This window comes from Rhizobium sp. LEGMi-198b (genome assembly GCF_054114205.1).
The window spans coordinates 225,066-235,801 of the sequence record NZ_JBSYVH010000001.1 but is presented as its reverse complement, the minus strand read 5'-3'; the positions used below and the strand labels follow the sequence as shown (position 1 = coordinate 235,801).

Genomic DNA, 10,736 nt, shown 5'->3' with positions numbered 1-10,736 from the left:
CGGCCCTTAAACGCAACACTCCGCCGTGCGAGCCGGCAGAGATTCATCCTCCTCTACGCCGTTTGCGTTTTTTTGGCGACAGCCCACTCGCAAAAAATTCGTTAATTTTCTGAATTTCTTCTGCTGTGTGTCGTTTGGGATAACGCCATGAGAGCGGTGAATATGACAAGCGAGGAAAGCCAACCCAAAACGGCATCCGAGAGGTAGTGACCGCCGAAGGCTACTCGGAGGGCTGGAATGAGAATAGACACGGCTGCGATCGGCAAGGAGAGGGCCGTGCGCGCAGGCTGCGGGATGATGAAGATCAGGCAGAACAGCCAGCCGGCAGCGGCGGATTCTCCGGAAATGAAGGAACAGTTGCTCACACATTTCCCGGCAAAAGAGCCGGCATGAACGAAATCGAGCATGCCGCCGAAGAGATCGGTCTGCCGTGGCCGAGGACGGCCCGAGAAGGATTTGAGCCAGAGATTGACGATCAGCACGGGGCCGAGAAACAACGAACCGAGCGCGATTTTCAAATTCCGGGCCCGCAGCGTCCTGAAGGTTGCGCCGTGTTGCTGCCAGCACTCGACCAGCATCCAACAGAGAGCGATCGCGACGATATAGGGAACCTGAAAGAAAACTTCCCTGAGCAGGCGCATGTGCGCATCGTCATTATAAGGGAAAATGCCGCAGATCTGGCCGGGCCTTGTGGGAGTGGCGCATTGTTCCTGCAGGAAGAACATATTGGCCACAGCAAGATCGATCTGTGGAAGAATCGAAAACAGCCCGAGCAGCATCCACCAAAGGCAAAAGAGAACGACGAAGGCATCGCCCGCCGTGCGCGGCCGCAGGATTTCGGGGAAACGATCCCGATGATCGAAGCTGGCGGAGTCTATAATCAAGGCGGCGTTCCGATAGATGATCGCGTCGCGCAGGCGGCGAGACCCAATAGATACTCCGGCAAACTAGCGGCGGTAGATGACAGGGATTTGAATGTCTCAAGGTGTTTCTTCGCGGAATGCCTCGCCAAAAGCTTGTATTTGATATGGAAACCTTGAATGATCCGGAGTGTGTAATTCTATTTTGCACGACACGTATTATCGGAGCAGAAATGTCTGTGAAATTCGAGATTTCCTTTGCCAAATCGGTTCGGCTGACTGGCGGTCTGGCCATTCTCCTGAAAGACACGGACAGCGAGTTGCCGGCAGGGGCAGAAAGTGCCGATCCGGCAAATGTTTTCGCCAAGGCCGCACGGATTGCCCGGTTCACCGCCAAAGGCTTGAGCAGCCTCGATATCGTCGCGCCCGAAGGCTCGCCGGTCGACCGTATCATCGTTATCGGCACCGGCAAGGCGAAGGAGCTGAATGCGCATGATTGGCTGAAGCTCGGCGGCGGCGCGGCCGCGAAAATCCGCAATGTGGAAAAGGCTGCGATCTTCATCGATGCACATGACGGTGAGACCGAGGCCAAGGCAGCGGCCGATTTCGCCCTCGGCATGCTGTTGCGCGCCTATAGCTTCGATACCTACAAGACGAAGAAGAACGACGACGAGGACAAGAACGGCACGCCGAAGTCCGTCAAGGTGACGATCGTCACCTCGAATGCCGCCGCGGCAAAGAAGCTCCTCGCGGCATCGGAAGCGATCGCCGACGGCGTGATTCTGGCCCGCGATCTCGTCAACGAGCCGCCGAACGCTCTCGGCCCGGTCGAGTTTGCCGCCAAAGCCAAGGGGTTGGAAAAGCTCGGCGTCGAGGTGGAGATCCTGACGGAGCGTGAAATGCGCCGGCTCGGCATGGGGGCGCTGCTTGGCGTGGCGCAGGGTTCCGTGCGTCCGCCACGCCTGGTGATCATGCAGTGGAAGGGCGGCAAACCGAAAGACAAGCCGGTTGCCTTCATCGGCAAGGGCGTGGTGTTCGACACCGGCGGCATTTCTATCAAACCGGCTGCCGGCATGGAGGACATGAAGGGTGATATGGGCGGGGCTGCCGCCGTCACCGGCCTGATGCACGCGCTCGCGGCGCGCGGCGCCAAGGTCAACGCCATCGGCGTCATCGGCTTGGTCGAAAACATGCCGGACGGCAATGCCCAGCGTCCTGGCGATATCGTCACCTCCATGTCAGGCCAGACGATCGAAGTGATCAATACGGATGCCGAAGGCCGGCTCGTGCTCTGCGATGCGCTCTGGTATACCAACGACCGCTTCAAGCCGCAGTTCATGATCAACCTCGCGACGCTGACCGGCGCCATTCTCATCGCGCTCGGCAATCTGCATGCCGGCCTGTTCTGCAATGACGACAAGTTGGCGAATGAACTGACCGCTGCCGGCCTTACCACCAACGAGCGCCTGTGGCGCATGCCGCTCGGCAAGGACTATGACAAGATGATCGACAGCAAGTTCGCCGACATGAAAAATACCGGCGGCCGCCATGCCGGTTCGATCACCGCTGCGCAGTTCCTCAAGCGTTTCGTCCAGGAAACGCCCTGGGCACATCTCGATATTGCCGGCACGGCCATGGGCTCGATCCAGGACGAAATCAACCAGTCCTGGGGCTCGGGTTTCGGCGTGCGCCTGCTCGACGAGCTGGTCCGCCAGAATTACGAATCGTGACCTTCGAAGGTGTTTGAGATAGAAGGAACGGCATGACCGACGTTCTCTTCTATCACCTGACCGAATCGAAGCTGGAAGATGCCCTTCCTCCGCTGATCGACAAAAGTGTCGAGCGCGGTTGGCAGGTTGCCATCCAGGCACGCGAAGCGGCGCGGCGGGATGCTCTTGACGTGCATCTCTGGACCTATCGCGAGGACAGTTTTCTGCCGCATGGCACGGATGATGGAGACATGCCGGACAAACAGCCGGTGTTGCTGACCGTCTCGCCCGACAATGCGAACAACGCCACGGTCCGCTTCTTCGTCGATGGCGCCGAAGCCTCGGATATCGAGAATTATCAGCGCGTTGTTTTCATGTTCGATGGCTACGACCAAGAGCAGTTGGAAGGCGCCAGGGCGCAGTGGAAGAAGCTGAAGGGCGAGGGGCATAACCTCACCTACTGGCAGCAGACCCAGGATGGGCGCTGGGAGAAGAAGGCGTGATCATTCTTCTTTTCCCGTTGGGAGAAGGCTTAATCACCAGTCGCTGCAACAATCTTGTCAATAAAGACCTTCTTCGCCTCCGTATATGCGGCACGATTGTCGGCATATTCGTCGGCTAGCCCGATTTTCAGTGCCTCATAGGCTTGGGCGAGAGCGGGATTTGCGCGGAGCCTGTCGCGGAACAGGATAAACCGGTTCCAGTGGGCGCCGCCATATTCGACAATGTGAACGAGATGGGTGCGCGTTTCGCCTTTGATGCCGCGGCCGAAAATATGATCGTCGGGAACGATGTCGTTGCCGGCATACTCATAACCGATCTCTTCCATTGACTTGATGCAACAGAATCCTTCGTCGAAACGCCTGACACCAACAGCGATATCGATGATTGGCTTGGCCTTGATTGCCGGTATCGACGTACTGCCGAAATGCTGGATGTCGAGTGCGAGATCGCCGAGGGCTTTGCGGATGGCGGTCTCTTCCAGCGCATAGGCTTCCCGCCACCTGGCATTCGGCTCTGCCAGCGTGACGAGCTTGTGTCTCACGCCCAGCCCGAAGCTTTCCCCGCTTTCGGACGACATCGCAATCTCCCCACCCATGAAGATGCGCCACTTTAGCATTCTGCGCGGCGCATCTCATCGGTCAATGGAGCTTAGTCGTGGAAAGCCTCGACGAACTTGCGCTTGCCGAGCATGAAGGCGTCGGCGACGTGGCGAAGCGGCGCCAGGTCGACATCAGACGTGCCGGCTTTGACGATCTCGGCGAAGCGGCGGTAGAGCGAAGGATATTCCGCCTCGGGGGCGGTGAACTTCAATTCGCCGTTCACCGAAAGCTTCGAGCCGCCCTCGGAGAGCACCATCTGGCCGGCTTCGGTTTCAGCGACGATATCCCAGCTTTGCTTGCCGGTCTGGCGCCAGTCGAATTCGGCATGGACGGCAAGTCCCTGGCCACTCTTGAACTGCAGGTCGGCCGCAATCGGCGAATCGCGGTTTTCGGGGAATTCCAGCACTGCGCCCGTCAGAAATAGCGGCGGCAGGATGTGGGTGACGATCGATAGAGCATTGATGCCCGGATCGAAGACGCCGAGGCCGCCGGCCTGCCAGATCCATTCCTGATTCGGATGCCAGTGGCGCACGTCTTCCTTCCAAATGACATGGACGCTGTTGATCGTCGTCGCGTCGAGAAAAGCCTTCGCGGCCTCGACAGCAGGCGCATAACGCGAATGCCAGCTCGCAAAGAGAGAAACGCCCTTTGCCTTGGCGAGCGCCTCGAGATCGGCAACTTCGCTGAGCGTGGCGCCCGGCGGCTTTTCCAGGAACACATGCTTGCCGGCCTGAAGAGCCTTGTAGGCAGCCTCGTAGCGATATTGCGGCGGCATGCAAAGCGAGACGGCATCGATCCCGGCAACGGCGTCCAGCATGGCCTCGATGCTGGTGAAGGCCGGAATGCCGTCGACGGTGCCGTGGCGGCTCGCCGTGGCGATCAGTTTGAAATCCGAATTGTTCGCGATGGAAGGAAGGTGCTGGTCGCGGACGATCTTGCCGACGCCGACGATGGCGAGGTTGATGGGGGACATGGGTGTCTCTCGATTAGTATGATTATTTGCATGATCTTTTATCAGAATGCAGCGGGCGGGCAAGGCCGGCAAGCGCAATTGCTGGCAATCAGGTGGACGCCTGGCATTTCTTGCTGCTGCGCTGTCACATTTGGAAAACCAGCTTACACTCTTGATTCACAGCGTAAAATCGGCACTCTGCCTGTACGCGGCAAGGAGATCTCGGGGAAGACCGCTGCGGGGGAGAAAAATGATGAAAGCATTGCTCGGCTTCAGCCGGCTCGTGGATGCTGTCACCGAATTCATTGGCAAATCGGTTTCTTGGCTCATTCTGGTCGCCGTGCTTGTCAGCGCCGGAAACGCGATCGTCCGCAAGGTGTTCAACACCTCGTCCAACGCCTGGCTGGAAGCGCAATGGTATTTGTTCGGCGCCGCCTTCATGCTCGCCGCCGCCTATACGCTCAGGCAGAACGAGCACATCCGCATCGATATCGTCTACGGCGCCTTACCGCGGCGCGTTCAGCACTGGATCGATCTGCTCGGTCATTGCCTGTTCCTCATGCCCTTCGTGCTTCTGATGGTCTATGACCTCGTGCCCTATGTTCGCACGTCCTTCCTATCGGGCGAGGTTTCGTCCAGTGCTGGTGGCCTGATCATCTGGCCGGGCAAGGCGCTATTGTTGGCAGGCTTCCTTTTATTGGCGGTGCAGGGTGTTTCCGAAATCATCAAGAAGATCGCCGTTATGCGCGGCGATATGGAGGACCCGACACCATACGTGCCGACGCACGCGCCCCTTGATGCCGAAACGCCTGCCGGGGAGGCGCGCTGATGATTGAATTCATCGCCGTGAACATGGCCCCGATCATGTTCGCTTCGCTGATCATCTTCCTACTGATCGGATATCCTGTCGCCTTCGCGCTCGCCGCCAACGGACTGCTGTTCTTCTGGATCGGCGTCGAGCTGGCGCCTTATTCGGGCGGTTCCATCCATCTCTCCTGGCCGTTGCTCAACGCGCTGCCGGATCGGTTCTGGGGTGTGATGTCCAACGACACGCTGCTGGCGATCCCGTTCTTCACATTCATGGGCATCGTGCTGGAACGCTCGGGGATGGCGGAGGACCTGCTCGATACCGTCGGCCAGCTCTTCGGCCCGATTCGTGGCGGTCTTGCTTACGCGGTGATCTTCGTTGGCGCGCTGCTTGCCGCCACCACCGGCGTCGTCGCGGCCTCGGTCATCGCCATGGGCCTGATCTCGTTGCCGATCATGCTGCGTTACGGCTATGACCGCAGCCTTGCGTCCGGTGTCATTGCCGCGTCTGGAACGCTTGCGCAGATCATTCCACCGTCGCTTGTGCTGATCGTGCTGGCTGACCAGCTCGGCCGTTCGGTCGGCGACATGTATGCAGGCGCGCTGATCCCCGGTCTGGTGCTGACCGGCATTTACATGCTCTACGTGCTGATCATGTCGATCGTCCGGCCGAATTCGATGCCGGCGCTGCCGAAGGAGGCGCGCTCGCTCGGCTCCGGGGTGACCTCGCTTTTCATCGCGCTCTTGGTCGGCGGCGGCGTTGCCTATGCGGCTCATGTCTACCTGACGCCGATCTACGGTGAGAATGCCGATATTCTTGGTGCAACTGTCGGCGTCGCTTTCATCTATGTCGTCGCCGTCATCGATAAGACGTTGAAGTTCAACCTGATGTCGCGGCTGGCCCAGCAGGTGATCATCGTGCTGATCCCGCCTTTGGCGCTGATCTTCCTCGTACTCGGCACCATCTTCCTCGGCATCGCAACACCGACGGAGGGCGGCGCGATGGGCGCAACCGGCGCGCTGGTGATGGCGGCAGCGAAGGGGCGGCTGAACATGGATGTAGTTCGCTCGGCACTCGCATCGACGACACGGCTCTCCTCCTTCGTGCTGTTCATCCTGATCGGCTCGCGCGTATTTTCGCTGACCTTCTACGGCGTCAACGGTCATGTCTGGGTGGAGCATTTGCTGGTGTCGCTGCCGGGTGGGCAGGTCGGTTTCTTGATCGCCGTCAACCTTTTGGTTTTCGTGCTGGCCTTCTTCCTCGATTTCTTCGAGCTCGCCTTCATCATCGTGCCGCTGCTGGCGCCCGCCGCCGACAAGCTCGGGATCGACCTGATCTGGTTCGGCGTCCTGCTCGGCGTCAACATGCAGACGAGTTTCATGCACCCGCCCTTCGGCTTTGCGTTGTTCTATTTGCGCTCGGTGGCTGCGAAGGTGCCTTACCTCGACAAGGTCACCGGCAAGAAGACGGCGCCGGTGACGACCGGCCAGATCTATTGGGGTGCAGTGCCCTTCGTCGGCATTCAGATCCTGATGGTTTCACTGACGATCATGTTTCCGCAGATGGTCATGCACTACAAGGGAGCAGGCGCCGGAATTGATCCCAATACCATCAAGATCGAAGTGCCCGGCTTTGGTGCGCCCGGCCAGGATAATGGCGGCGGTCTCGGTTTGCCGGGCGGCCTGCAGCTCCCGGGTGCCAATCCGCTCGACAACAAGCCGGCAGATCAGGGCGGCGAAAAGAAGAACCCGCCTGCGAATGATCTCAGTCAGCCGCCGTCATTCAATTGAGCAGGGGACGAAGCGGCTGCCGCATTCCAAAGAGAAACCCCGGAGCATCGCTCCGGGGTTTCTTGTTTCGAATCCAATGATCAGAGCTTTCCGGCGCGTTGCTGCGTCATCATGTACACGTCGTAGCTGTATTCGGCGACCTGCGCGTAAAGATAGTGGCCGCCGCGGAACGCCTTGATCGATTCCCAGATCTTTTTGAAGGTCGGGTTCGATGCTTCCATCTCGGCGTAGACTTCGTTTGACTTGTCGAAGCAGGCGTTCAGGATGTCGGTGCTGAACGGACGCAGCTTCGCGCCTTCGGCCACGACACGCTTGATGGCTGCCGGATTGAGATAGTCGTATTTCTGCAGCATGTCGGCATCGGTTGCCTGGGCGGCGGTGCGCAGCAGCGACTGATAGGCCTTCGGCAGGCCTTCATAGGCCGCCTTGTTGAACATGACGTGTACGGTCGGACCGCCTTCCCACCAGCCGGGGTAGTAGTAGTAGGGAGCGACCTTGTAGAACCCGAGCTTTTCGTCGTCATAGGGGCCTACCCATTCGGCCGCATCGATCGTGCCTTTTTCCAGCGCCGGATAGATATCGCCGCCGGCGATCTGCTGCGGCACAACGCCGAGGCGCTCCACCACTTTGCCGGCAAAGCCGCCGATACGCATCTTCAGACCCTTGAGGTCGGCTACGGTATTGATTTCCTTACGGAACCAACCACCCATCTGCACGCCGGTATTGCCGCTCGGAAAACCAATCAGCCCTTGCGTCGCCAGGAATTCGTTGAACATGTCGATGCCGCCGCCATGGTACTGCCAGGCGTTCATGCCGCGGGCATTGAGCGCGAAAGGAACGGCCGCGCCCAGCGCCCAAACCGGATCCTTGCCCCAATAATAGTAGGAGACCGTGTGGCAGGCCTCGACCGTGCCTGCGGATGTTGCGTCGGCAGCCTGCAGGCCGGGCACGATTTCGCCGGCGGCGAAGACCTGGATGGTGAAGTTGCCGTCGGTCGCTTCCGAGACAAATTTGGACAGCACCTCGGCGCCGCCATAGATCGTGTCGAGCGATTTCGGAAACGACGAGGTCAAACGCCAGTTGATCTTCGGATTGCTCTGAGCAATGGCCGGAGCCGCCAGGGCTGCGGCAGCAACCGAGCCTGCGCCGGCAACACCGGCTTTCCTCAGAAATGAACGACGATCCATCTATCTACTCCCCCAGAGGTGAGCGGGCGGTTTGGCCCGCTCTTCGTGATCACGCCGCAACTAATCATGTCGTCAAGCGCGTTTCAAGCGCGTCGAATAATCTTACAACTGCCGATTTTCGTTTGATGTTTAAAGGACTGATTTCAATTCTCACGCGGCTTCACGATCGTCTCGCGAAGGAAGCTGTAACCCAGCGCGATACGTGCCGCGAGCTGCGTCGATGCGCCGTCGCCGCCATGGCCGCCCGAGTGGAATTCGTGGAACAGCGGATGATGGCCGAGTTCCTCCATGCGCGCAGCAAACCGCCGTGCATGGGAGGGATGAACCCGGTCGTCATTGCTGGAACTCTCGATGTAGATGGGCGGATAGGTGATCTCCGAAGCCGGCTTGAGATTGTGCAGTGGCGAATAGGAAAGCAGATAGTCCCGGTCCGCCTGGTCGTCGGGATTGCCATATTCGTCGATCCAGGCCTTGCCGGCCGGGAAGACGTGGAAGCGGGACATATCGAGCACCGGCACCTGACACCAGGCCGCGCCGAAGTCGTGCGGATAGCGTGTCAGCATCACGCCGGTCAGCAGCCCGCCATTGCTGCCGCCATTGACGGCTATGCACTGTGGTTTGGTGTAGCCGCGGTTGACGAGATCGCGGGCGACGGCCACAAAATCGGCAAAAGCTCTGTGGCGGCCATGCCCCTTGGCGGAACGATGCCAGTTCGGGCCGAGCTCGCCGCCGCCGCGGATATAGGCTTGCACATAGGCGCCGCCCTGTTCCAGCCAGCGGCCAATGACCGCCGAATATTGCGGACGAACCGAAAAATCGAAGCCGCCATAGCCATACATCAAGACCGGCAGTTCACCGTGGGTCCATGTCTTCGGCAATACCAGGCGGTACGGCACTTTCGTACCATCTTCTGAAATGGCCTCGAGCAATTCGGAGGTCATGCCGTCGGTGTCGAAATAGGCCGGCGAGCTCGCGGCGTGAATGAGTTCAAGCGGCTTCTTGCGGTCGGCAAGCTCCAGGCGATAGCAGGAGGGCGGTTGCAGGAAGCCTTCGCCATAGACCTGCAGCGTGTCGTCGCCGAGATGGAGGTCGGAATAGAGCGGCCAGACTGTTACAGTCTGAACATCGGCCGGCAGCGTGATTTCCTCGATCGCCGCATCGGCCTTGGTCAGGTCGAAGACGAAAAGGCGGGGCTGCAGTTTGTCGGAGACGACGAAGACGCACCATTCGCGCATCAGCAGGAACTGCGACACCGACTGTCGCTCGCCGGGCGAAAATAACACGCGCATCGCCTCGGCGCCGGCATCGGTGGCCTCCCGCGGTAAGGGTTGCAGCGCCAGGCTGCCGGCCGGGATGCGCTCGTCAGTCTTGGCGAGCCAGAGGCAATAGGAATAGTTGAGCTGGACGTCGATGTCCCTCGGCAGATCGATCCGCCGCAGCGAAAAATCCTGCTCTTTGACGAAGACGCTGGAATTGCCGATTTCGTGGCCGGTGATGAACAGCCGGATCGGCTTGGCCGTACCTTTCTTTGCGATGCCGGCAAGCACCGGATCGAAGACCAGGCAGGAGCCATAGACGTCGGTATCGGCGGTTGCGTAAAGCAAGGGTGCCTTTGCTGGCGCCTGGCCACGCTTCAGACGGCGACCGACGCGGGGCCAGCCGGAGCGCGTCGAAGAGAGGCGATCAATCGAGCCGAAATAGGCGATCTCGTCGCGGTTGAGCCAGGTGGCGTGGCAACGCGTCGGCGGCGTGTCAAATCCGCCTTCGACAATGCTTTTGGCTTCGCAATCGAACTCCAGCAGGCGTCCAAGATCGGAGCCACCGTCGGAAAGACAAAGCAACACCCGCGTCGGTTCCCAAGGGCAGGTGATTGCGCCGCGCCAGAGCCAAAGCTTGTTTTCCGATGCGCAGAAAGCGTCGAGATCGAAGATCGGCTCCCAGGGTGCGTCGGGCAAAGGGGCGAGATTGGCGGGCAATCGGAACCACATGCCGAGGGGGTGATCTGCGCTGCGGTGGAAGTCGAACAGCCACTTGCCGCGGCGTACCACCTGGATCAGCCGGTCCTTACGCTCGATCAGAGCCTTAATCGCCGCCCGGTCCACCTCGAACTCAGGCGTCATCAGCGCCTGTTCAGACTGTGCATCCCTTTCAGCGACGAATTGCAGTGTCAGTGGATCGTCGTCATGCTCGAGATGGAGATTCATAAGGGACCTGATATGCCATTGATGAAGTGAGTCATATATAATCAAATCAAAATACATTCGGGGAAGCAACAGTGCTTCCCCGAATGTGTTTCATCTTACAGTTTTCCGAGGCCTATCCCGCCT

At 59.5% G+C, this 10,736-nt stretch carries 9 protein-coding genes; 4 read left to right on the top strand and 5 right to left on the bottom strand.

The window, feature by feature from the left end:
• Window positions 1-101 precede the first annotated feature (101 nt).
• On the bottom strand, window positions 102-779 hold the full coding sequence (locus ACXHXG_RS01120; RefSeq protein ID WP_457898805.1) for a phosphatase PAP2 family protein: 678 nt from the start codon (window positions 777-779) through the stop codon (window positions 102-104).
• A gap of 314 nt (window positions 780-1,093) precedes the next feature.
• Here ACXHXG_RS01120 and ACXHXG_RS01115 point away from each other — a divergent pair, with 314 nt between their 5' ends.
• Window positions 1,094-2,590, top strand: a complete 1,497-nt coding sequence (locus tag ACXHXG_RS01115; RefSeq protein WP_457898258.1) for a leucyl aminopeptidase — start codon at window positions 1,094-1,096, stop codon at window positions 2,588-2,590.
• Between the two features lie 32 nt (window positions 2,591-2,622).
• Window positions 2,623-3,072: a DNA polymerase III subunit chi gene (locus ACXHXG_RS01110; protein WP_104822572.1), complete on the top strand. Its 450-nt coding sequence runs from the start codon at window positions 2,623-2,625 to the stop codon at window positions 3,070-3,072.
• 29 nt (window positions 3,073-3,101) lie between these two features.
• On the opposite strand, the gene ACXHXG_RS01105 is transcribed toward ACXHXG_RS01110, so the two are convergent.
• Together ACXHXG_RS01105 and ACXHXG_RS01100 are read right to left on the bottom strand one after the other, a co-directional pair.
• Window positions 3,102-3,650, bottom strand: coding sequence for a GrpB family protein (locus ACXHXG_RS01105; protein WP_457898257.1), 549 nt, complete (start codon window positions 3,648-3,650; stop codon window positions 3,102-3,104).
• A gap of 71 nt (window positions 3,651-3,721) precedes the next feature.
• A complete protein-coding gene (locus tag ACXHXG_RS01100; RefSeq protein WP_104822574.1) occupies window positions 3,722-4,645 on the bottom strand; it encodes a Gfo/Idh/MocA family protein in 924 nt (307 codons plus the stop codon).
• Window positions 4,646-4,877: 232 nt separating this feature from the next.
• Here ACXHXG_RS01100 and ACXHXG_RS01095 point away from each other — a divergent pair, with 232 nt between their 5' ends.
• Entirely contained in the window at window positions 4,878-5,453 is a 576-nt protein-coding gene (locus ACXHXG_RS01095) for a TRAP transporter small permease subunit (protein ID WP_457898804.1), read from the top strand.
• Entirely contained in the window at window positions 5,453-7,222 is a 1,770-nt protein-coding gene (locus ACXHXG_RS01090; RefSeq protein ID WP_457898256.1) for a TRAP transporter large permease, read from the top strand. Before ACXHXG_RS01095 ends, ACXHXG_RS01090 begins: the two co-directional genes overlap by 1 nt.
• 80 nt (window positions 7,223-7,302) lie before the next feature.
• On the opposite strand, the gene ACXHXG_RS01085 is transcribed toward ACXHXG_RS01090, so the two are convergent.
• Window positions 7,303-8,409, bottom strand: a complete 1,107-nt coding sequence (locus tag ACXHXG_RS01085; protein ID WP_104822576.1) for a TRAP transporter substrate-binding protein — start codon at window positions 8,407-8,409, stop codon at window positions 7,303-7,305.
• A 143-nt stretch (window positions 8,410-8,552) separates the two neighbouring features.
• Window positions 8,553-10,613, bottom strand: coding sequence for a prolyl oligopeptidase family serine peptidase (locus tag ACXHXG_RS01080; protein ID WP_457898255.1), 2,061 nt, complete (start codon window positions 10,611-10,613; stop codon window positions 8,553-8,555).
• Window positions 10,614-10,736 lie beyond the last annotated feature (123 nt).